Genomic DNA, 22,616 nt, shown 5'->3' with positions numbered 1-22,616 from the left:
CATGTTGAACTACAAAGCCCCGCTGCGCGACATGCGCTTTGTGATGAACGAGGTGTTCGACTACCCGGCGCACTACCGCGCGCTGGGCAGCGGCGAAGACGCCTCGCCCGAGGTGGTGGACGCCATTTTGGAGGCCGCCGCCACCTACTGCGAAGAGGTGCTGGCGCCGCTCTACGTCTCGGGCGGCGAAGAGGGCTGCCACTTTCAGGCGGGCGAGGTCACCACGCCCAAGGGCTTCAAAGCGGCGTATGCGCAGTTCGTCGAGGGCGGCTGGCAGGGCCTGTCGTTCCCCACGGCTTACGGCGGGCAGGGCCTGCCCGTGTCGCTCAACCTGCTCAAGAGCGAGATGATGGGCACGGCCAACTGGGCCTTCAGCATGTACCCCGGTCTGAGCATCGGCTGCATCAACACCATCTTGCAGTACGGCACCGAGGCCATGCGCCAGCAGTACCTGCCCAAGCTGGTGGCGGGCGAGTGGGGCGGCACCATGTGCCTGACCGAGCCGCAGTGCGGCTCTGACCTGGCGCAGGTCAAGACCCAGGCCAAACCGCTGGGCGACGGCAGCTACGCCATCACCGGCACCAAGATCTTCATCTCCAGCGGCGAGCACGACTTGACCGACAACATCGTGCACATCGTGCTGGCGCGCCTGCCCGAGGCGCCCGCCGGCACGCGCGGCATTTCGCTGTTCATCGTGCCCAAGTTTCTGGTGGGCGAGGGTGGTGCTTTAGGCACGCGCAACGCGGTGCACTGCGGCTCGATCGAGCACAAGATGGGCATCAGCGCCAGTGCCACGGCGGTGCTCAATTTCGACGGCGCCATCGGCACCCTGATCGGTGAACCGAACAAGGGGCTGGAGGCCATGTTCACCTTCATGAACACCGCGCGCATCGGCACCGCCATCCAGGGCGTGGCCCATGCCGAGCTGGCTTACCAGGGCGCGCTGGCCTATGCCTGCGAGCGCCGTTCCATGCGCGCGCTCTCGGGCAAAAAGGAGCCCGAGCAGGTGGCCGACGCCATCGTCTGGCACCCCGACGTGCGGCGCATGCTGCTCACCCAAAAAGCCATCGCCGAAGGTGGCCGCGCCATGATCTACGGCGCCGCGCAACTGGCCGACAAGATGTTTGCCGCTGCCTGGGCCGGCGACCAGGCCGGCTACAAGCGCCACGACGGCGAACTGGGTTTCTTCACCCCCATCCTCAAGGGCTTTTTGACCGAAATGGGCCTGGAAGCCGCCAACCTGGGCATGCAGGTGTACGGCGGGCACGGTTACATCCGCGAGCATGGCATGGAGCAGATCGCGCGCGATGCCCGCATTGCCACGCTGTACGAAGGCACCACCGGCATCCAGGCGCTGGACCTGCTGGGGCGCAAGGTGCTGCTGCAAACGCGCGGCCAGTGCGTGCGCGACTTCACCGCCCAGATGTGGGTGCTGGCCCGGCCGGGCCTGCTGGCTGGGGGCTTGCGTGGCCGCATGGCCCGCGCCCTGGCGCGCCGCGCCGTGCAATGGAATACGCTCACCCTGCGCCTCATGCTCAAGGCCAAGGCCGACCCGGAGCAAGTGGGCGCGTCGTCGGTGGACTACCTGATGTATTGCGGCTACGTGATGATGGCCTACCACTGGGCGCTGATGGCCCAGCGCGCCGAGCAGGCCCTGCACAGCGGCCAGGGGCCAGAGTCAGCGGCGTTCTACCAGGCCAAGCTGCAAACCGCGCAGTTCTACTTTGAACGCCTGCTGCCCCGCGCCGACGCCCACCACCGCATGGCGCTGGCGCCGGCCAGCACGCTGCTGCAGATGCCGGTGGCGGCGATGGCGGGTTGAACCCGCTTCACCGCTTGGCGGCATGGACAGCAATGTATCTCAATGGATACAGAGCGCCATAAAAACGATCTATGCGCCAACTGAAGGGGTAACCGATGACTGCACTCAAACTGCGGAAATGGGACAGCGCCCAACACCTCAAGACCGAAGAGGACATGGCGCTCTATATGGAGGCCTGCCTGCAAGAGGCAGGGGATGATGCTGCCAAGGCCCTGGGCACCATTGCCCGGGCCAAGGGCATGTCGCAACTTTCGCGCGTACGGGCCTGGGCAGGGACAGCCTCTACAAGGCGTTGTCAGGGGAGGGCAACCCCAGCTTTGCCACGATCCTGAAAGTCACGGCGGCGCTGGGCATCCAGCTCCACGCACAGCCCATGCAGGCGGGGTAAGCGTGATGGGTGTTGGGGTAGGAGCGTTTGTGGCTCATGCCCTGTAAAGGCTGGTTGCTGTCGCTCGTCCCAAGCCGGTCCAATGCCAGCTTCCGACCCTTAGCTGTCATCGGGAACTCAGCTAAGCAGACACTCTTGGACTTAGGCAATTGATCAAAGCGGACGTTGACTGTCCTCAAAAACCTAGGCCATCAGACGGTGCATCAATGCGAATGCTGATGATGAATGTCAGGATAGTGCGGATGCTTGTGAGTGAGCGATGAATGTCGATGCAAATGGGCATGTGGCTCTGTCAAATCCAGACTCGCGTTGTGTTGATGTTGATGATGCTCGTCATGTGTATGCGCATGTGAGTGTTCAAGTGGCTCGTGCGTGTGCTCATGCTCGTGAGTCTCGGTCAGATGAAGCCATAAACCCAGGGCCATAAGTGCTGAGGCCAGCCAAAACGAGGCTGTTGCAGTTTCCCCGAGGAACAGCAATGAAACAGCAGAACCAATGAACGGTGAGGTTGAGAAGTAAGCCCCCGTGCGAGCAGTCCCTAATCCTCTCAAGGCCAAGACGAAGAACACCAGGCTGATGCCGTACCCCAGCAAGCCCACAGTCATCGCCAGCAAAGAGGTCTGAACTGCGGGAAAGCTGGCCCCCATCCCCAGGGCGACGGCGCAGTTCACCAATCCGGCCAATAAACCTTTTGAACTGGCAATGAACACCGCGTCAGAGGCCGACACCTTGCGGGTTAGGTTGTTGTCAATGGCCCAACACAGGCATGCGATGGCAATGGCAGCAAGACCAACAAGGGAGGAGCTGCCAGCGCCTCCAGGCTGCGAAGAAAGCACCGCCCCTCCAACCACGATGGCGAGCATGCCTAAGACGATGCGCTTGTCGGCGTTCTCTTTGAACACCACCCATGCCAAGACTGCGGTCAGCACCGACTCCAGATTGAGCATCAAAGAAGCAGCCGATCCTGATACCGTCGTCAGGCCATACATCAAGGCCACGGGACCTAAGACACCCCCAAAGAAGATGGCTCCAAGGAGCCAAGGCCAGTCACCAGCCTGTAGTCCTGATGGGTTCCAAGCCTTGTCACGCAGCATTCGGAATAGCCCCAACCCAACACCACTTCCCAGATAGAGCAGGCCACCGAGTAGGACAGGCGAAACATCGCCCACCAGCAGTTTGGCCAGCGGTGTGCTGGCACCGAACAAAACGGCGGCAGCAATGGCAAAGATAACGCGCTGATTCACGGGAGATTACATTTTGGGAGGCCAGTTGTGGGATTCACCTTGGCAGTGGCAACACCACGCATACAGCGCATCGTACATAACCAAGCCGTGCTTGAGCATTTCGTGGTCGTCTTTGAAGACTTCAGACAGACCCAGTGAGATGGCATACAAGCCTGGAGACTGGGGCGTTAAATCCAGTCGTGAGGTGTCCGCACCGCGCACGATTCCAGCCAACTGCTTGAGCGCGGGTTGCTCCAGTTTGTACGCCAACAAAAAGGCATCGAAGCTGCACCGCTCGCCCACATGAGAAAACGCCACACCCGGAATGTCATAGGGTGTGGCCCCAGTTTCACTGGACAGGCGCAGCACATCCGTGGCGGGAACGTAGAGAAATTCGGCGTCCTTGTCGATGAATCGCGTGATCAGCCATGGGCAGGCAATTCGGTCGATCTTGGGGCGCTCGCGTGTGATCCATTTCATGATCAAACCTCCTGATTACTGACCGACACAGGGTCAATGGATTGGCTGGCTTGGCTCAAGGTCAAGCAGGTTCCCCCGGAACACCAAGCCTCCACGGTCCAACATGTTGATGTCGCGACCATTGGCGTGAACTTCAAAACATTCGGTGAACCGTCGAGGCTTTTCCCGATGGAGGCAGAGCAGTTTCTTTTCGACCGCCCAAGTGCCTCGCACATCCTTGGCCATTTCGACACCGCTGAGAGAGCCATTGGTCTGGAATCGGTAGCTGTAATGGAATCCATCTCCAAGCACTTTGCCCTTGAACAAGTCCTCAATTTCAGACGATCCCAATGCTTTCCAGCCCGGCAATGGCTTGGTGGCCCAAGTCACTGAACAGACCATCAGCAAAAGCACGGCGATCCAGCGCGGGCGATACACGGTCATTCCTTGCGAAACGCCTTATGGCAGGTGTTGCAGGCATCCCGCATTGGACTAACGGCTGCCTTGAATCTTTTGAGATCACCGGACTCGGCGGCAACTGTCACCGCAGCCGATTTGACTTGCAGGTCGTTGGCATACCGCTTGAACTTCTCATCTTCAAACCAGATGTCATCTTTGGCGCGGGTCTCACCCCGTTCACTGCCCTCGACAAACCCCTCCCATGGCAGCTTGCTGAGCAATTCGACCGCTTTGGCATCTTGGGCCATCTGCTTGACATCGAACGGTCGGTTCCCCTCTACGGTCTGCACCATCCGATTCACATAGGTCGCCATCAAGGTGAACGCCGCCTTACGATGCTTAATGGCTTGCTCGATCTTGCGGTCTTGAGCGAAGCTGGTTTGGAGCAATAAAGCACCACTCAAGACCAACAGGTTAATTGCGGTTTTCATCAATGGCTCACCAGAGGATAGATGGCCAATCCGATCAGGGCAGCACCAATAACCAGTACCGGCTCGGGAATCTTCTTGAACTTCCATAGCAGTGCAGTGGCACTGAGGGCAAGCAGTGCGGTTGGGATGTCACTGATGGAGCGCTGCGCGATCACCACCACCGAGCCTGCAATGGCCCCGATGGCAGCTGCTGTGATGCCATCCACAAAGGCGATCACCGAGGGGTTCTTGCCCCACTTCTTGAAATGAGGTGCTGAAACGATGGTGATGAGGTAGCACGGCAGAAAAGTCGCTGCTGCGGCCATGGCCGCGCCGGGCAATCCTGCGACCAGGTAGCCGATGAAGCCCGTTGTGATGACCACCGGACCCGGTGTGATCATGGCCACGGCCACGGCATCGACAAACTGGCGGTCGGTCAACCAATGGTGCTCGGTCACAGTGCCCGCGTAGAGGAAGGGAACAATGGCCAGACCCGAACCAAAGACGAAGGTCCCGGCTTTCGCAAAGAACAGACCGATTTGCGTCAACAAGGCCGGATCAAGCACCACAGGAGCAAGCTGGGCGGCATCGACTGGGGGCACCAGACCCAGCCCCATGGCTTTGTTGCCGAAGGTGGGCTTGCAACGGATCACCCAGACCAGAAGCCCTGCTGCAATGAACAACCAAGCGATTTCAGACTGGGTGATGATGGTCACTGCGGCCAGCACACCAAAGATTGCCCACAGCAGTTTGTCCTTGCCGATGCTCTTGGTGGACAGTTTGTGTGCGCCAATGGCCATGATGCCCAGCACCGCAGCACCTACCCCATAAAACACTGCCTGCATCCAAGGCAAGCCGCCATAAGACACATAGGCCATGCCCAAACCTACAACCATGGCAAAAGATGGCAGCACAAAAGCAAAGCCAGCCACCGTTGCGCCAAGAATTCGGTGGTGCACATAGCCAAGATAGATGGCCAATTGGGCAGCCAGTGGTCCAGGTGCGATCTGTGCCAAGGCCAAGCCTTCCTTGTAGTCCGCCTCGGTGATCCAGTTGCGCTCTTCCACCAGGTCGCGGTGCATGAAACCCACCAGCGCCACTGGCCCACCAAAGCCTAGAGTTCCAAGTCTCAGGAAGTAAAGCGTCAGTTGCCAAAGAGAGTAAGGGGTCAGGTTCTTGGTATCGGTCATGCCTTCACTCCCTTGTTGGTGGGTTTCTGGAAAGTGGTCAGCAGACCATCGAAGATGGCACTGGCCAGCGTGAGCAATTGGTCGTCGTCGGTGATCGTGCTACTCAGGCCTTCAAGCGCGGCTTCCACGCCCACGGCTTCAGGGGGCTGCACGCCGCCCACATCCAGGTAGTGAACCAACAGGCCCAGACGTTGGAGCGCTGGCTCCATCAAGCCAAAGCTGGCAACAACAACCTCGAATGTCACCTTCGATCCGACATGTGAGAAAGTAGCCCCGTCGAAATCAAATCCCAAGGCGTCCTTGGGGCAGTCTTTGGGACTCTTGAGCCAAAGGATGCGTGCCTTGGGGTCAATGAAACGGCGGATCAACCAAGCGGTGGCCAGCCGGTCCATCCAAGGTTTGGCACGAGTGGCCCAAGTACGCCCTTGGTAGTCGGCAATGCTCAGCGAGGCAATGGCACCGACGGCGGCATGCGGCTCATCGGGAGAAATCAAGCGGGCACAGTCGCCTTCCAATTCGAGCAGCGCGGTTTCGGCCTGGGCCCGCTCCTGTCCGGGGAAGAAGTCAATCTGGCTGAGTTGATCGAAAGACTTGCGAAGCTTTCTGACTTGCTTGAGAACGTCTTGCACCGAAACAGGGGTCAGATCGCCTGCGGCTTTGGCAAGCTCAGCCAAAAGGGCGGCGTACTCTTCAGATCGGTTGAACAGGCTTTTGAAATTAGCCCCGGACGGCTCCACGGTGTCCAGCACCATGGCCGTTCCGCCACCCGACAACACATCTTGGGCGATGCCATCCAAAAGAGACCGATTGCCGAGCAAGTCAGGGAGCAAATAGACGCCATCACGCAGCACAGAGGCACCGGATGACTTGAGGGCCCGCCAGGCACGTTGACGCAGGGTGGCGTTTTCTGTGGGTAGGCTGGTGATGAAGCAGAGCCAATTCATAATGTAGATTATTCTACATTATGAATAAAACACTACAAACTTATATCATCCCCATCAGCAGAGAAGGGTTGCCCGGTTGCCTGGGTGGCTTCAGATGACCGCTATGTGGGAGCACATGGGCTGCGAATGACGGCCATCGGCAATCATCACGGCTGACCGCTTATGGCCGGAAGCTGAAGTTCGTTAAGGCATTCACGACAGGCAGAAACCGCTGCAATCTGGTCGCTCGGCTGAGACGAGCGATCGAATAGTCTGTGCAGCAATTAGAAGAACGTAGGCGAGTCGCTATGTGCCACTTGTTTTTTGACGTTTGATCTTCGCGCCGAGATACTGTGCACTCTGTAGCTTAGGACGTTGTACTTACTAAGTAGAGCTGGTACCGACAAACCTTCAAGCTGCCAAAACGGCTGCGCACCGAACTGTATGCGATGAGTTCTTGTGTCGTCGAAGAAGCCGATTTCGGCAACGTACTTATCAGTGCCATCTGCTTTGTACACGTCGCAATAGCCGAAGCGGCTCGACTCTCTATCAAAAAAGATGCGGCGCGTTAACTCACCATAGAGTGGCATCAATGCGTGAAATAGCTTATCGACGCCTTCACCTGACGGTCCAAATTCTTGATCCTCTGGATATTGAAATTCCGGGTCACGCGTGTGTCTACTGAAGTCCCAAGCGTTGACGTACCAACGCAGCACATCTGCCTGAATCCTCGATGCATCAACAGTTGGACCATCTTGCAAATTCCAGCACGAGCGAGTGCTATCCCAGCTCATTTTTCCCTTGTAAAACGTTCCTTTAAGCCTTGGAAACATGACTAAGAACGCTTCTTTGGTCATGAAAATTTGATCTTCTCCCCCATAGCTTTTTGCAATTCTGAATATTTCTTGAACAGCAAATGCAGGCGAACGAGGATTCGGACTAGGGGCGGAGAGGGCTTCATCGATCGCGATCATCTCAATATTTGCAGAATTGCCCCACTCGGCGGCGTCTAAGGTATCTTTACTTTTAGGCATGTGAACTCCATTTGTTACGGCCATGGCGCAACATGCGCGAGGTCCATGGAGGTGTATTCGCCGACTTTTCCCTGCTTTATAGGGTGTAGCTTGAATTTTTTTAGCAGGTTGCGTCTGCTGACTCAGACGGTCTCTCGGAGCGTGTTGCTTGTGTATTCGCTCTTCGTAGAGTGTTTTGCCAAGATCCAGCTCCCGCAAGCAGAGTCAGCGTATTTCCGTTCCGTTTCATGCCCCGCATCTCCGCTTCCGCTGCAAATCCCACACTTTCGGCTTGGCACGGCCATACCGCAGCTTTGATGTCATGCCATGTGGCTGAAGGGGAGGGTATGAGGGCTGGATGGACATACAGAGCCAGGCTCAGTGAATGGGCCTGTGCTGGGACAAAATTCACAGAACACAAATTTTGCGTTTTTTGTAATCAATTGTGTAATAGTCTGTTCGGCATCAAGTTCTTTTGCGTCTTCGATCAGTTGTTCGCACTCGGTGATGGCATCTACAGCAAAGCTTCTGATTTCTTTGCGAAGGTGACACCATGCGTCGACATACCAGTTATCCCGATAGTGCACCATTTGTTGAGGCGAGATGATTCGTTCAACAGTAATGCCTGTCTGACGGTTGAAATGCTGAATTCTGATTTGTTTGCGTTCTAGAGTTGCTTTTGCTATCAGCTCAAAGCATTTCAGTTTAAGGCGACGTTTAGCCTTGTATTGCGCTGCTTAGGTATCGTCACAATCAAAATTTTGCCTTTTTTGTCTACCAGCCCTATCCTGTAATTAGTGGAGGCGAAAATGTTAAAAGTGAATTTGGGCGAGATAAAAAAAAGAGAAATGGCGACAGCTAAGCTTAGAAAATTGTCGCTTGATGCGGTTAACGCGCACCAGTTGTTCGATGCCAAAAATCTGACGAGTATGAATTGTGGGTTGAATGAAGAGACGCGAAGTCAACTTCTGAAACTCGATGAGAGTGGGCCGCTGAGAAAGCTAATGATCGTTCGGGATGACTATCTTGCTAAGTGCCGCGAGCTAGAAGTGCGTTTCCCGAATTTTTCAGATTACATCAATGATTTTTTGCTGCCATCGCTAGCACTTTCCCATGTCCGAAAAGCAAGTCTTCAGCTACCACCTACGGTTTTTGTAGGTAGTCCCGGTGTCGGAAAAACTTTATTTTTGAGCGCACTTGCTGAGGCTTTTCACCTCGATTTTGAGCGTGTGAATTTGGAAACATCGCAAGCGTCCATGGAATTAGTAGGAACAGCTCGGGGATGGTCCAATGCGCAACCCGGAATGCTACTTCGTTGGCTCGCAAGATCTGACTTTGCTAATGGCATGTTCGCTATGGAAGAGTTGGACAAAGCTGACGATAAAGACTCTAAATATCCTGTTGTCAACTCACTATTGCAGTTGCTCGAGCCTACAACGGCTAGGTCCTTTGGTGATCTTTCGTTGCCAGAGTTGAAGTTGGACCTATCAAAAGTTAACTTCGTGTTTACGGCTAATACGCTAGCTGGAATCCCTGCCCCTGTGCTGAGTAGAGTGGTCGTTTTTGAGGTGCCAGATCTGACACCTCGTCAAGCTAAAGATATTGCGATACGACAGTATGAGGAAATGCTTAAAGATTTGAAGTTGCCTGTTGATGCACCGATCCTTACTCAGGAAGGTCTTACGCTTTTAGCAAGTGAATCTCCACGACGTCAACGATTGCTGCTTCAACTAGCAATAGGAAGCGCTGTTTATAAACAAGCTCAAGAGCTAGTGATTCAAAAAGTGACCAAGCCGAAAAAAGGGATTGGCTTTGTGATCTAAGAAAGATTTTTTCGAAAGATTAGATTTTTTTCTTGCACTCCTCTTCTTCGAGAAATTTTTTAAGTTCCTCACTGCGATTTTTCATTTGCATGTATCCTAAAAATGTTGCCAAAGATTTGTGCCCTGTCATTGCGAGAATGTCCTCAAACTTGATTGATTCGTCCTCGCACATCCTGCTCGTCGCTTCGTGTCGTAAGTCGTGAAAACGAAAATTCTTGACCTTTGCACGCTTGCGTAGGCTTATGAATGCTTCGCATACAGCATCAGCAGATGGAAATTGGTGAAATATGCGATCTTCGCCAGCAGGGCAAGTTTTCTTTTGTGAGGCAATGATTTGGCGAGCTTTTGTAGATAGAAAAATTGTTCGTTTTATTTTGGTTTTTGAGTTCAATTTTGGAATTACCAAATCGAAACCATGATTACGAATGTCGCTGAATTTTGCAAGCGTGATTTCTTGTTCACGCATAGCCGTCTCAAGTGCAAATCCAATGATCGCCTCCCAGTCTTGGCGTGTATAAGCGCCTTTTCGGGTCAAACCCGCTGCGTAAAGGGCTTGTTCTTCTCCTTCTTCAAATCGGCGTTCACGATGCCCCTCCCAAGCCTTTGGCATGATTTTTTTGTTGATTTTGAAAAGGTCAGGCTTTATGTAGTACTCGTGTTTTTCTTGGTGCCATCGCACCGATTGAACCAAGCTAAAAAAGAAGCGCCTCCGCGTTGCTTCAGCATATGGAGTCATTTCCCTTCCATCTTTGTAGTAACCCTTAGGGCTTTTTTTCAGTAGTGTCAGCCACTCTTCAATTGTTTGCTTTTCAAGAGTTGAAACGATTCGATTTCCAAGGTCGGACTTTACTTTGGTGAAGTCTGTTCGCTGGTTGCCCGACATGGGGCTAGTGGTGTCTCGATATGCGAGGTACTCGTCAATCACTGAGTCAATTGTGAATTTTTTGCCGTTTGTGATGGGGGCGCCCCTAGCTAGGGTTTTGAGTTGTTCTTCGCGCCAAGCTATTGCGGTACTTTTTTTCGTGAAGCGTTTTTGAATTGACTTTTCGCCGCTCCGATTGATTCGTGCTTCGAACCGAATCTGACCAGACTTCAGCACGATCTTGCTGACGCCATCTTCTGAGAACTCTCGTGCTGTCATGTGTAAACCTTTAAGAATTTCCACGATTGTGGGTTTTCTGTGGGTTTTTGTCAATTATGAAAGTAAATTATTCTATAAGCCTATGAATTTGTTCGTTTTATGTAGAGTTTTTCCTTTTACACATACTCCCCTGCTAAGGGAGTATGGGGTGTAGAGCCTCATCGAGGGTTCGAATCCCTCCGTTTCCGCCAAACCCTGTGGCTTCATGCGAGATTCCGATAGTCTTGTGTGAAATTACCACTTAAATAACCACGAGTGCTTCACTGCCTCGTGGTTTTTTTTTGACTTGATGTTTCAGTTTATGCGAGCCAGCGCCAGCGCCTGGATGTAGATCGACCACACACTCGCATAAAAGGTCACTTGTGAAAAGATCACCTTACGCGGTGCTTTGGCTCTGAAGGTAGGGGGGAGGGGTGAGGCTGTCAGAGTTGCTTTTGTAGCTACCTGTTCCGCTCACAAAAAGGGGCTTAGCTCAGTTTTTTGACTAGGCTAGTTGCGTCAAGCTGTATAGCCTTGCAGTAGTCGATAACTTCAATGAAATCGAGAGTTCGTTCGCCGCTCTCAACTTTGGCGACATAGGATTGTGGTCTCCCGAGACTTTCAGCAACATCAACTTGGCGTAGTTTGCTATCCAGCCGAGCTTCTTTGAGTAGCTCCCTTAATCTTTGTTTTCTGTCTCTGACCAACTGCATCGGAGCATGTTGAATCTTATTCTAGAATATCCCATAATGGGATATCATTGAATTTTGGTAGGTTAAAAAGTCGAGGAATTTATGAGAAGAATGCTTCTAATTTGCTGTTTTGGACTCTTAACAGGATGCGCTGACACACCTCAAAATCGTGCGCTTTGGGAAGGCATAGGTTCAGGAATGCAGTCCGCTGGCGACGCAATGAATCAACAGACTCAGCAACTGAATCAGCGCATGCATGAGCAGAGTCTTCAAAGATCACAACAAAACGTATACCAAGCACCGCGGCCAACTAATTGCATAACAACCTACAGTCAGTTATTTAAAGCATACGAAACTAGGTGCAATTAAGTGACTCAATAAGATTGAAAGGCGTACAGAGACGCTGAGGCCGCAGCTCATAATTCGCATGTGTGACTTTGGCAAGATGAGCACCCAGTGGCCCCATGGACGTTTAGGAGCAGCAAATAAAAGCTCTGATTTTGGTTTTGCTGTTTGCCCTGCCAGCAGTTGTATTTGCTCATGGGGGAGGCTTGGACACGTCAGGTTGCCATCACAATCGTAAAACAGGTGACTACCACTGCCATCGCGCCCCTGCCGCAGCTCCTAAAAAAGAGCAACCGGGCAACCTTCAGAGGCCTTCACCCGACCCCACCTGCCATGTTGGCCCAAGAGGTGGTACTTACACAATCACTCCGAGTGGGCGGAAGAACTACAACGGCTGTTAATATTGGCTTTCAATAAAAATACGGTATGAAAAAAATAGACCTTAAAACGATCTTCTCTTTTTGCTTCATCCTTGGAGTTGTGCTTATTTCTGGGTGCGCTTCTCAGATCATGGGTGGATATGTAGGCAGGCCAATTACCGCAGTTATTTCCGAGCATGGAATGCCTGTAGGTTCGTACGATGTTTCAGCAGACCAGAGAGCATTTATGTGGTCAAAAAATTCTAGCTATGTGATTCCGGGTAGCTCCTTCACCTCCGGCACTCTTGTAGGCAACCAGATGTTCGCCAACACATATAGCTCTCCAAGTTACGTTGGTACAAGCTCCTGTAACTATGTCTTGATTGCAAGAAAAACTAGAGCAGACATCGAAGGGCCTGCGGCTTGGACTGTTATTGGCTTTGAAAAACCACGCTTTGGTTGCGAGTAACTGACCCCGGCGTAGCCGAGCCAGCACTTTTCACACCCATCAGATCGAGTCAGTTTCAGCAGCGGGATAGAAGCTAACTTGCAGTTGCTCGGCCCAGCATTCCTTCAGCACCTGCTCGGCGGCAGCTTGAACCATCATTCCGCTGTTGACCATCAACGCATCGTGAATTGGTAGGGCTGTGATGCCAAGCTCAATCAGCTGAAGCTGTGCATTGATCATTATTTGCCCTTCTAGGCTTTGCAGCATGACACCAATGCCTTCGTTAAAGGGGACGAATGGATAGATTCTTCTTGTCTCAGTAGTGATCGCTTTGAATGTGTCATTGTCGATTGGCATGTCCTCGTCGTATCGTGCCCCGTGAAGGACACGACCAGCATGATCACTTCCAAGACTACGATTGATGGCTGACTTGACCACATCGCGCTTGTAGCCGGTTACTTTGACAATTTCCTCATAGGGATCAGTTGGTAGTTCCTCTTTGAACAATGCGGCAGCCATCCGAAGGTGATTAGCCTTCAGATCAATCTCGACTACAGGCTGTCCATTGATGAGAGTGTTTAGACGAACCTTGGCGCTTTTGTCAGGCAGGCGTTGCAGGTCCATATATACACGCCCACCTTGAACTGGCATATCTGGTTCCTCAAGGTAGATTAGACGCTGAGGACCGTGAAGGGCATAAGACTGCTCCTTCAGGTGGTCATTAATAACTTTCATGTTTCGTAGGTCATTGGCGGCAGCCCTCGATCCAAGAAATATCTTCTTTTTTGCGCCCTTGTTTCCTTCCTCGCGATAGCTGGCGAATAGGTATTCGTCATTGAATGGCTTCTGTACAAGGTACAGCCAACGAAACAAATGCTGTTCTGCTAGTTCGGACGGACGGTACATCGTCGATACATGTTGATAGCTGTTCCCGCTAATACGATCGGACAGCCATTCCATGTCGATCAGTCTGTTCAGCACATCCATGGTCGCTTGATGTGACATGAAAAGTTGATCTCGAAGGTACTGGCCATTTACATAGCCAGTTTTTTTGCTTGGCACGGTCAGCCATGATCTGGAATAGATGCAGTGAACGATGTTGGCGAGAATCAGTCTTGCGCTGCTGCGCACCGATCGCTTGTCTTCATGCTTTCGCCGAGGAATGCCGGCACAAATCTGGTCTAGAACTTCTGTAATCTCATCCCTTGGGCCATAAATGTCGCTGAGGGTCAAGTAGCAGATGTATTTGGCGTTCTGCTTTGTTGGTTCCGAATATGGGATGGATTGGGCAGCGGTGCACGCGGCAGCCGTATGGTCATGTGTCATCGAACTGGTTCCCTATATAGCTGTAGAAATTGATTTATGTACTCTCTTCTCTGTATGTGTATTACTACTACAAATAGTCCACTGTGAGGTACATACTTCAAGTACTTAACTTGTTGATATTTCTAACTTAATTGCTGTTATTCATAGTGTTGTAGGAACCTTCTGCGGCCCACCTTCAAGGCCTGTTAAACCTTGAAAGCTCCCCTGAAGGCCCTAGTACCTGCCTACGTGTTTAAGCCTGTTAAACCAGTAGATTGCTGATACTTTCTTACCGCAGACCTCACTGTCTCAAAGTTCAGACCAAGGCAGTCACCAATAGCACGCCAAGGCATGGTTTGATCCCTGAGTTCAATAGCTTTAAGGACTGACTCCGCAGGGATCGAAGACTTACGGTGATGTTTGTGCCCAGCCTTAAACCTAGCTGCTGGCCTCAGGTTCTTCAAGCTGTTGTGGTTCATGTACCTTGGTTTTTTGTCTTTACCTCTGACTTGAAGTGATGTCAGTTTGTCGATCAGTTCATCGGTCTTGAGTCTCTCTGGGACGTCGAAGCCCTTGATGATCCCTGAATCCTCATATCGTTCAAACTCAGCTGTCATAGGATTGGCATAGTTTGAGATGATCCCGATGCATTCATACTTTTCAGCCAGATAGATTGCCTCGGATAGCTTGGTCTTGTCAGTTCGGGAATTGAGCCGGACGGTTACAACAGGCTCTAGCCAAGTAGGGTGAATAGCGGTCAAATATTTCAAAATTAAAGCTCCAAAGCAAAGCTCTCCGAGGGCCATGAATGACGCCGGAGGGCTGGATTAACGAAGGGAGGAGGTTCCTTCAGCGTGAAGAGGCCACGAACTGAAGGTGCAGGTGCTGCTAGATTGGCTCCAGCTTCTGCAGTGAATTTTTGGGTGTCAGATATTGCGCCCTAGAGGGCACAAGTTAGAGGCATCGCCGATATAAGGCTGGCTGATGCATAAAATATACTCACACTATTATTTTATCAATTTTTGTTGATATTGTCAATTTTTAATAAATAAATACGCTTTTTCAAGCCACTCAAGTTTGAGCTTGACGCAACTAGCCTAGTCAAAAAACTGAGCTAAGCCCCTTTTTGTGAGCGGAACAGGTAGCTACAAAAGCAACTCTGACAGCCTCACCCCTCCCCCCTACCTTCAGAGCCAAAGCACCGCGTAAGGTGATCTTTTCACAAGTGACCTTTTATGCGAGTGTGTGGTCGATCTACATCCAGGCGCTGGCGCTGGCTCGCATAAACTGAAACATCAAGTCAAAAAAAAACCACGAGGCAGTGAAGCACTCGTGGTTATTTAAGTGGTAATTTCACACAAGACTATCGGAATCTCGCATGAAGCCACAGGGTTTGGCGGAAACGGAGTCCGTTATGCCCTTGAGTGGTAAATCAGGTGGTAAAGTTCATTTGTTACCTTCTTGATCCGTATGAGGCCTTGCAGATTGGCGGCTGACGTCTCCGTAAAGCGACTTGCGTCTCCGCTTACGTGACGTGCATCCACATAGGTCTACATCAACTCAGCAGTGTTTCCCTGTGCAGCGGTGAAGCCAGTGCTGGTTCGGTGCCGTCTTGGTTGCTCATAGTCATGTGTGCATCGCCCTGATGTGTGGATTGGCCAGACAAGCAAAACTTTTCCCAGTCAAGCATTAAGGCGCGCCGTCTCTCAAGCAGTATGCCTCGACGATAGGCTGCTTCCACCTTGTTCGTTATGGTGTGTGCGAGGGCCATTTCTGCTACTTCGCTGCTGTGAGTGGTTTCTTCAGAAACCCAATCCCGAAATGAACTTCGGAACCCATGTACCGTTAATCCATTTCGATACCTTCGGATCGCCATCAGCATAGCCATCGATGAAAGTGGTTTGCCGTAGTTGTTAAAAATGAAAGTCGAGTCCTTGCCCAGATAGTGAGCTTCTTTAAGCAATTCCAAGGCGCGGCTGCAAAGTGGGACCTGATGCTCACGCTTAGCTTTCATTCGATGAGCTGGAATAACCCAGACGTCATCCTTGACTTCATTCCACTCTGCAAAAAGAACTTCGCCAGTTCTGGCTGCTGTCAATATGGTGAACTGTAGAGCCAAGTAGGACATAGCCTGAACTTTTGACAAGTGGGCCATGAGCTCAGGTATTTCGGTGTAGGGCAGTGCTTCATGATGCTTGTTTGATTTTCGATGAGCAGGGAGCAGGTGCTCTAGGTGTCCTTTCCACATGGCTGGATTTGATTGTTGTCTCAAGCCTTGGGTTATCGCTGCACCCATGATTCGTTCGATGCGGCCACGTAAGCGTGAGGATGTTTGGTTTTTGGTGGTCCAAATCGGTTCAAGAATTCTTAAAACATGCTCCGTAGTTATCGCATCTAGGTCGAGCTTTCCTATGACGGGGAGGGCATAGGTTGTGAGCGTATTGATCCATTGCTTTTCACTTTTGTGATTCCACCATTGTGGAGACATCCGATCAATGTGGTCTCGTGCATATTCTGCGAACGTAACCTTGTTTTTTTGCTTTGTTGCTTCTCGTTGCTGCTGTTTCAACTCAGCTGGGTTGATCCCGTTGGCAAGTAACCCTCGCAGCTTGGCGACTTTGTGCTTTGCATCAGAGAGAGTGATTTCGGGGAAAGACCCAAGACCAGTGTCATGCCTCCTGCCGTCGACAGTAAACCTAAAAACCCAATATTTTTTGAGATCATCCCGCACCCATAGATGCAGTCCCTTGGTGTCTGGAATGGTGAAACGCGTTGGTCGATCAAGTCCTTTGAGTGTGCGTATGTCGGTTGATTTGGTCATGACAGTTCCTTTGTAAGTTTGAAAACTGTTACCACTCCCAATCCACACATCAGGGCGATGCACACATGACTATGAGCAACCAAGACGGCACCGAACCAGCACTGGCTTCACCGCTGCACAGGGAAACACTGCTGAGTTGATGTAGACCTATGTGGATGCACGTCACGTAAGCGGAGACGCAAGTCGCTTTACGGAGACGTCAGCCGCCCTCGGGTGTCGCACTCGTCCAATTCGTGATCACTCTTTGCTGTGGAGGCATTCTGTAGGTTTGGCCCAGGGCATGGGTAAGATCAAGGCATGCCTTTATCTGTAACTTCTGACCTGACGGGTCTACCCAAAGATGCCCAAAGCATCCTGAATCTGGCGGCCAAGTCACTTTTCGATGTCTTTGCTTACGCCAGTGAGGGCATGTTGCTGGTGGATCGTTCGGGTACCGTGGTTTGGATCAATGACCAATACAGACGCTATTTGCCGGCTTTGGGCTTTGCCAATGAGCAGGCCTTTGTCGGTCAGCCTGTCTCAGCGGTGGTGCAAAACACCCAGATGCAAAAGGTCTTGGAAACCGGTAAACCGATTCTGATCGACTTGCTGACCAACAAGGCGGGCACGTTTGTGGTCAGCCGTTTTCCCTTGCACGACGATGCTGGTCAGGTGATTGGGGCTTTGGGCGTGGTCTTGTTTGATCAAGCGCAGTCGAATTTGCAACCCTTTTTGGCCAAATTTTCCTTGATGCAGCGTGAGCTGGACGAGGCGCGAGATGCCTTGGCGGTCCAGCGCCGGGCCAGTCCGGGGCTGCGCCAGGCTCGACACAGTTTTGCCAGCTTCATTGGGGCCAGTGCTGTGGTGGTCGATCTCAAGCGCCAAGCGCGCAGGGCGGCGCAGTCCAGCAGTCCTGTGCTTTTGCTGGGTGAGACGGGCACCGGCAAAGAGTTGTTGGCGCATGCCATTCATGCTTCATCGCCCCGCGCCAAGGGCCCGCTGGTCAGCGTGAACATTGCTGCGGTGCCCGAGACATTGCTCGAAGCCGAGTTTTTTGGTGTGGCCCCCGGGGCTTACACCGGTGCAGACCGCAAGGGGCGCGACGGTAAATTCAAACTCGCCGATGGTGGCACCTTGTTTCTGGACGAAATCGGGGACATGCCTTTGGGTTTGCAGGCCAAGCTCTTGCGCGCCTTGCAAGAGGGCGAAATGGAACCCTTGGGCTCCAACCGCCTTGTGCCATTTGATGCCCGCATCATCGCGGCCACTTCGCGCGATTTGGTCCAACTGGTCCAGTCGGGCCAGTTCAGGGAGGATTTGTTTTACCGCCTGAATGTGTTGCCCTTACGGCTGCCGCCTCTGCGAGAGCGCGCAAGCGATATTCCCGCATTGATCGAGGTGCTTGCCGAAGACCTGGCTTTGCGCAGTGACTTGCCGCATCCGGAGTTCAGTCCGCAAGCGGTGGCTTTGTTGGCAGCACAAAACTGGCGTGGCAATGTACGGGAGTTGCGCAACGTTCTGGAACAATTGTTGTTGCGCAGCGATACCGGCTTGATGGATGCACCGGAAGTGGCAATGGTGCTGCGCGAGTCTGGCTTGAGTCAGATTTCACCGGTGCCCATGCAATCTCAATCCGCGCACGGGGCCATTTTCCCGATGGTTTCGCAGGATCCAGCTGCATTGTTGGCCCCGCTGTCGCAACAGGTGGAGGCCTTGGAGCGTTTGGCTGTGGCCAAAGCCCTTGAATTCACCCACGGCAACAAAGTTGCAGCCGCCAAAATGCTGGGCGTTTCGCGTGCGAAGCTTTACCTGCGCTTGCCGTGATGTGTATATATTTTGATCATATGTATTTTTATTGATCATTTGATGTGTATTTAAAAAATGCATACTTGCAGTTGCTGATTTGACTGCCAAAAAATATCGAGTGTTGACAAGGGTTTAGGATGGGGGTGGTGCTGGACGTTTCTGGCACGGCTTGTGCACAAAGACATGGGTGACAAGCGCATGACCATTCCAACAGGAGACCCCTATGTTCCGTCGACACCTCATTTCTTTGGCCGCCTTGGCGGTGGCATCTTCTTTGGCTCCGGCTGCTATGGCCCAGGGCAAAGACATCAAGATCGCCCATATTTACAGCAAGACCGGCCCGCTGGAGGCCTATGGCAAGCAAACCCAGACCGGTTTGATGATGGGTTTGAGCTACGCCACCGGCGGCACCATGGAGGTGGCGGGGCGCAAGATAGTGGTGATCGAAAAAGACGACCAGGGCAAACCTGACCTGGGTAAAAACCTCTTGGCCGCTGCCTATGGCGACGACAAAGTGGACCTGGCCGTGGGCCCAACCGCCTCGCCCGTGGCACTGGCCATGCTGCCTGTGGCCGAAGAGTACAAAAAGATTTTGCTGGTTGAGCCTGCAGTGGCGGACTCCATCACGGGCGAGAAGTGGAACAAATACATCTTCCGCACGGGCCGTAACAGCAGCCAGGACGCGATTGCCAACGCTGTGGCCGTGGACAAAGACGGTGTGAGCATCGTCACCATGGCGCAAGACTCGGCTTTTGGCCGTGATGGCGTGAAGGCCTTCAAGGACTCGGTCAAGAAAGCCAAGCTGGTGCACGAAGAGTACCTGCCACCCGCCACCACCGATTTCACGGCCGGTGCTCAGCGCATGATCGACAAGCTCAAGGCTTTGCCTGGCCGCAAGATCATCTTCATCATCTGGGCCGGTGGCAACCCCTTCAAGATCGCCGACATGGATTTGAAGCGCTACGGCATCGAGATCGCCACGGGTGGCAACATCCTCCCCGCGATGGTGGCCTACAAGCAGTTCCCCGGCATGGAAGGCGCGGCTTACTATTACTTCGGCATGCCCAAGAACCCGGTGAACGATGCCATGGTGGCCTCGCATTACCAACAGTTCAAGTCACCACCGGACTTCTTCACTGCAGGCGGCTTCTCCTCGGCCATGGCTTTGGTGACGGCCTTGAAGAAAACCAATGGCGACACGAACACCAACAAGCTCATCAGCACCATGGAGGGCATGAGCTTTGACACGCCCAAGGGCAAGATGACCTTCCGCAAGGAAGACCACCAAGCCATGCAGAGCATGTACCACTTCAAGATCAAGATCGATCCGGCGTTTGCCTGGGGCGTACCTGAGCTGATCCGCGAGATCAAGCCTGAAGAGATGAACGTGCCGATCCGCAACAAACGCTGATCGAGACACGATTGTCGGAGCTCCGCCCCCGGGGCGATGGCTTGTGGACTGCGAGCGCTTTTTCGCGGCGAGGGCGCCGCTCCCACAAGGGTTACGCCCACAAAACGCTTTGACGGATGGATGGAATGCTTGAAACCCAAAACTTGACTGTGCGGTTTGGCGGTCATGTGGCGGTCAATGCGGTCTCGTGCCGCTTTGAACCCGGCACGCTGACCGCCATCGTCGGCCCCAACGGGGCGGGCAAGACCACTTACTTCAATCTGATCTCGGGGCAGCTGCCTGCCTCTGCAGGTTCAGTGCACCTGAACGGTCGTGAGCTGACGGGCCTGAGTGCCTCGGCGCGCACCCGTGCAGGTTTGGGCAGGGCGTTTCAGTTGACCAATTTGTTCCCCAATTTGTCGGTGCTGGAAAACGTGCGTTTGGCGGTGCAGGCCACGAAAGAAGGTGCACACCGCAGAGGCCTGAACCTGTGGAGCATCTGGAGCGACCACACGCAGCTCACGAACCGGGCGCTGGAAATTTTGCAATCCGTGTCTATGACCGCGCAGCAAGACGCCCCGGTGGCGAGTTTGCCGCACGGCGACCAGCGCAAGCTCGAAGTGGCACTGCTCATGGCGCTGGAGCCCTCGGTGTACATGTTTGACGAACCCACCGCCGGCATGAGCCACGACGAAGCGCCTGTGATCCTGGACCTGATAAGGCAGCTTAAAAAAGACAAAACCAAAACCATCTTGCTGGTCGAACACAAGATGGACGTGGTGCGCGAGCTGGCCGACCGCATCATCGTGTTGCACAACGGCAGCTTGGTGGCCGATGGCGAGCCCAACGAAGTGATTGCGTCGCCCATCGTGCAAGAGGCTTACTTGGGCAAAGCCAAGGAGGCCGGATGAAGCAAACCGATATGAACACGAATTTGCTGACCCTCGAAGGCGTGCACACGCACATCGGGGCGTACCACATCCTGCACGGGGTGGATCTGGTCGTGCCGCGTGGCGAGCTGACCATGCTGCTCGGCCGAAACGGCGCGGGCAAGACCACCACGCTGCGCACCATCATGGGCCTGTGGCAAGCCTCGTCTGGGCGAATCACGTTCGGCGATACCGACATCACGGCGTTCAACACGCCCGCCATTGCGCAAAAGAACATCGCCTATGTGCCGGAAAACATGGGCATCTTCTCGGACCTGACCGTGAAGGAAAACATGCTGTTGGCCGCCCGCAGCGCACAGCACGCTGGGCAGATGGACGAGGCACGGCTGCAGTGGATTTTCAAACTCTTTCCGGCGGTCGAAAAGTTCTGGAACCACCCGGCGGGCAAGCTCTCGGGCGGGCAAAAGCAGATGTTGGCCGTGTCGCGGGCGATGGTGGAGCCACGTGACCTGCTGATCATCGACGAGCCCAGCAAGGGCCTGGCCCCGGCCATCATCCAAAACATGATCGAGGCGTTCCAGCAGCTCAAGGCCAGCGGGGTGACGATTTTGTTGGTGGAGCAAAACATCCATTTTGCGCAGCAGCTGGGCGACACCGTGGCCGTGATGGACAACGGCCGCGTGGTGCATGCGGGGCGCATGCAGGCGCTGGCCGAAGACACGGCTTTGCAGCAATCTTTGTTGGGGCTGGCCTTATGAAATTTTTCGAAGACATCGATACACGCCCCCTGTTGCTTGTGCCTGTGCTGGCTCTGCTGGCTTGGACTTTGATCGGCTCGGACTCGACCTGGATGACTTTGACCGTGGCGGGCTTGGCCATGGGCATGATCATCTTCATCATGGCCTCGGGCCTGACGCTGGTGTTTGGCCTGATGGACGTGCTGAACTTTGGCCACGGCCTGTTCATTGCGCTGGGCGCTTTTGTGGCCACCAGCGTGCTGGGCGCCATGGGCGACTGGACGGGATCTGGGGAGTGGTGGCGCAACATGGTGGCGGTGCTGCCTGCCATGTTGATCGCCATGGCCGTGGCCGCCGCCGTGGGCCTGGCGTTTGAGCGCTTCATCGTGCGGCCCGTTTATGGCCAGCACCTCAAGCAAATCCTGATCACCATGGGCGGCATGATAATTGGCGAAGAACTCATCAAGGTCATCTGGGGTCCGCTGCAGATCGCCTTGCCATTGCCCGAAGCCATGCGTGGTGCAGTGCTGGTGGGTGATGCCGCGATAGAGAAATACCGCTTGCTGGCCGTGGCCGTGGGCCTGGCCGTGTTTGCCTTGCAAATGTGGGTGCTGGGCCGCACCAAGATCGGTTTGTTGATTCGGGCTGGCGTGCAAGACCGTGAAATGGTCGAGTCGCTGGGCTACCGCATCCGCCGGCTGTTTGTGGGCGTGTTTGTGGCGGGCAGTGCGCTGGCGGGCCTGGGTGGTGTGATGTGGGGGCTGTACCAGCAGAACGTGGTGCCGCAAATGGGCGCGCAGGTCAATGTGCTGATTTTCATCGTCATCATCATCGGCGGGCTGGGTTCTACAGGTGGGGCATTGATCGGTGCTTTGCTGGTGGGCCTGATGGCCAACTACACCGGCTTTTTGGCCCCCAAGTTGGCGTTGTTTTCCAATATTGCGCTCATGGCGGGCATTTTGTTGTGGCGTCCGCAGGGCGTGTACCCCGTGGCCAACCGCTGAAAGGCCAGAC

22 protein-coding genes and 1 pseudogene are annotated in these 22,616 nt (G+C 53.7%); 10 read left to right on the top strand and 13 right to left on the bottom strand.

What is annotated here, in order from left to right; all coding sequences use genetic code 11:
- The first annotated feature begins 1 nt into the window (after position 1).
- On the top strand, positions 2–1,822 hold the full coding sequence (locus ACZ5SR_RS10065; RefSeq protein WP_108326952.1) for an acyl-CoA dehydrogenase C-terminal domain-containing protein: 1,821 nt from the start codon (positions 2–4) through the stop codon (positions 1,820–1,822).
- 95 nt (positions 1,823–1,917) lie between these two features.
- A pseudogene (locus ACZ5SR_RS10060) lies at positions 1,918–2,210 on the top strand (addiction module antidote protein).
- Between the two features lie 203 nt (positions 2,211–2,413).
- Here ACZ5SR_RS10060 and ACZ5SR_RS10055 read toward each other — a convergent pair.
- From ACZ5SR_RS10055 to ACZ5SR_RS10020, 8 genes are all read right to left on the bottom strand, one after another.
- The gene (locus ACZ5SR_RS10055) at positions 2,414–3,454 is read right to left on the bottom strand and encodes a DMT family transporter (protein WP_315227314.1); all 1,041 of its coding nucleotides are present in this window, start codon (positions 3,452–3,454) and stop codon (positions 2,414–2,416) included.
- A gap of 6 nt (positions 3,455–3,460) precedes the next feature.
- Complete coding sequence (locus ACZ5SR_RS10050; protein WP_104801747.1) at positions 3,461–3,913, bottom strand: chromate resistance protein ChrB domain-containing protein; 453 nt, start codon at positions 3,911–3,913, stop codon at positions 3,461–3,463.
- A 33-nt stretch (positions 3,914–3,946) separates the two neighbouring features.
- Complete coding sequence (locus tag ACZ5SR_RS10045; protein WP_104801748.1) at positions 3,947–4,336, bottom strand: hypothetical protein; 390 nt, start codon at positions 4,334–4,336, stop codon at positions 3,947–3,949.
- A complete protein-coding gene (locus ACZ5SR_RS10040; protein WP_161499782.1) occupies positions 4,333–4,782 on the bottom strand; it encodes a c-type cytochrome in 450 nt (149 codons plus the stop codon). The genes ACZ5SR_RS10045 and ACZ5SR_RS10040 overlap by 4 nt, the downstream gene beginning before the upstream one ends.
- A complete protein-coding gene (locus tag ACZ5SR_RS10035) occupies positions 4,782–5,951 on the bottom strand; it encodes a chromate transporter (protein ID WP_104801750.1) in 1,170 nt (389 codons plus the stop codon). Before ACZ5SR_RS10035 ends, ACZ5SR_RS10040 begins: the two co-directional genes overlap by 1 nt.
- Positions 5,948–6,895, bottom strand: coding sequence for a chromate resistance protein ChrB domain-containing protein (locus ACZ5SR_RS10030; RefSeq protein WP_315227306.1), 948 nt, complete (start codon positions 6,893–6,895; stop codon positions 5,948–5,950). Before ACZ5SR_RS10030 ends, ACZ5SR_RS10035 begins: the two co-directional genes overlap by 4 nt.
- A 263-nt stretch (positions 6,896–7,158) precedes the next feature.
- Positions 7,159–7,908: a hypothetical protein gene (locus tag ACZ5SR_RS10025; protein ID WP_315227283.1), complete on the bottom strand. Its 750-nt coding sequence runs from the start codon at positions 7,906–7,908 to the stop codon at positions 7,159–7,161.
- A 299-nt stretch (positions 7,909–8,207) separates the two neighbouring features.
- On the bottom strand, positions 8,208–8,573 hold the full coding sequence (locus ACZ5SR_RS10020) for a helix-turn-helix transcriptional regulator (RefSeq protein ID WP_464451041.1): 366 nt from the start codon (positions 8,571–8,573) through the stop codon (positions 8,208–8,210).
- Between the two features lie 123 nt (positions 8,574–8,696).
- On the opposite strand from ACZ5SR_RS10020, the gene ACZ5SR_RS10015 reads away from it, so the two are divergent.
- On the top strand, positions 8,697–9,710 hold the full coding sequence (locus ACZ5SR_RS10015) for an AAA family ATPase (protein WP_315227267.1): 1,014 nt from the start codon (positions 8,697–8,699) through the stop codon (positions 9,708–9,710).
- Positions 9,711–9,729: 19 nt separating this feature from the next.
- On the opposite strand, the gene ACZ5SR_RS10010 is transcribed toward ACZ5SR_RS10015, so the two are convergent.
- Both ACZ5SR_RS10010 and ACZ5SR_RS10005 read right to left on the bottom strand, forming a co-directional pair.
- Positions 9,730–10,851: a tyrosine-type recombinase/integrase gene (locus ACZ5SR_RS10010; protein ID WP_464448580.1), complete on the bottom strand. Its 1,122-nt coding sequence runs from the start codon at positions 10,849–10,851 to the stop codon at positions 9,730–9,732.
- 467 nt (positions 10,852–11,318) lie between these two features.
- Positions 11,319–11,543, bottom strand: coding sequence for a helix-turn-helix domain-containing protein (locus tag ACZ5SR_RS10005; RefSeq protein ID WP_464448579.1), 225 nt, complete (start codon positions 11,541–11,543; stop codon positions 11,319–11,321).
- Positions 11,544–12,022: 479 nt separating this feature from the next.
- On the opposite strand from ACZ5SR_RS10005, the gene ACZ5SR_RS10000 reads away from it, so the two are divergent.
- Complete coding sequence (locus ACZ5SR_RS10000; RefSeq protein WP_464448578.1) at positions 12,023–12,268, top strand: YHYH domain-containing protein; 246 nt, start codon at positions 12,023–12,025, stop codon at positions 12,266–12,268.
- Positions 12,269–12,293: 25 nt separating this feature from the next.
- Positions 12,294–12,695, top strand: a complete 402-nt coding sequence (locus ACZ5SR_RS09995; RefSeq protein WP_464448577.1) for a hypothetical protein — start codon at positions 12,294–12,296, stop codon at positions 12,693–12,695.
- A gap of 39 nt (positions 12,696–12,734) precedes the next feature.
- On the opposite strand, the gene ACZ5SR_RS09990 is transcribed toward ACZ5SR_RS09995, so the two are convergent.
- The 3 genes from ACZ5SR_RS09990 to ACZ5SR_RS09980 all read right to left on the bottom strand — a co-directional run bounded on the left by ACZ5SR_RS09990 (position 12,735) and on the right by ACZ5SR_RS09980 (position 16,800).
- Positions 12,735–14,000, bottom strand: a complete 1,266-nt coding sequence (locus ACZ5SR_RS09990; RefSeq protein ID WP_464448576.1) for a hypothetical protein — start codon at positions 13,998–14,000, stop codon at positions 12,735–12,737.
- A 224-nt stretch (positions 14,001–14,224) separates the two neighbouring features.
- Positions 14,225–14,785: a hypothetical protein gene (locus ACZ5SR_RS09985; protein ID WP_464448575.1), complete on the bottom strand. Its 561-nt coding sequence runs from the start codon at positions 14,783–14,785 to the stop codon at positions 14,225–14,227.
- 749 nt (positions 14,786–15,534) lie between these two features.
- Positions 15,535–16,800: a tyrosine-type recombinase/integrase gene (locus ACZ5SR_RS09980; protein WP_464448574.1), complete on the bottom strand. Its 1,266-nt coding sequence runs from the start codon at positions 16,798–16,800 to the stop codon at positions 15,535–15,537.
- Between the two features lie 297 nt (positions 16,801–17,097).
- Between ACZ5SR_RS09980 and ACZ5SR_RS09975 the strand changes: the two genes are divergently transcribed.
- The 5 genes from ACZ5SR_RS09975 (at position 17,098) to ACZ5SR_RS09955 (ending at position 22,606) form a co-directional block, all read left to right on the top strand.
- Positions 17,098–18,603, top strand: coding sequence for a sigma-54 interaction domain-containing protein (locus ACZ5SR_RS09975; protein WP_464448573.1), 1,506 nt, complete (start codon positions 17,098–17,100; stop codon positions 18,601–18,603).
- 205 nt (positions 18,604–18,808) lie between these two features.
- Positions 18,809–19,996, top strand: a complete 1,188-nt coding sequence (locus tag ACZ5SR_RS09970; protein ID WP_464448572.1) for a substrate-binding domain-containing protein — start codon at positions 18,809–18,811, stop codon at positions 19,994–19,996.
- 125 nt (positions 19,997–20,121) lie between these two features.
- Entirely contained in the window at positions 20,122–20,886 is a 765-nt protein-coding gene (locus ACZ5SR_RS09965; RefSeq protein ID WP_464448571.1) for an ABC transporter ATP-binding protein, read from the top strand.
- On the top strand, positions 20,883–21,623 hold the full coding sequence (locus ACZ5SR_RS09960) for an ABC transporter ATP-binding protein (RefSeq protein WP_464448570.1): 741 nt from the start codon (positions 20,883–20,885) through the stop codon (positions 21,621–21,623). The genes ACZ5SR_RS09965 and ACZ5SR_RS09960 overlap by 4 nt, the downstream gene beginning before the upstream one ends.
- A complete protein-coding gene (locus ACZ5SR_RS09955; protein WP_464448569.1) occupies positions 21,620–22,606 on the top strand; it encodes a branched-chain amino acid ABC transporter permease in 987 nt (328 codons plus the stop codon). The genes ACZ5SR_RS09960 and ACZ5SR_RS09955 overlap by 4 nt, the downstream gene beginning before the upstream one ends.
- The last annotated feature ends 10 nt before the right edge of the window (positions 22,607–22,616 follow it).

The sequence above is a fragment of the Limnohabitans sp. TEGF002 genome (assembly GCF_055395845.1).
The sequence above is the reverse complement of the archived record's forward strand: the minus strand, read 5'-3'. Positions and strand labels throughout refer to the sequence as shown.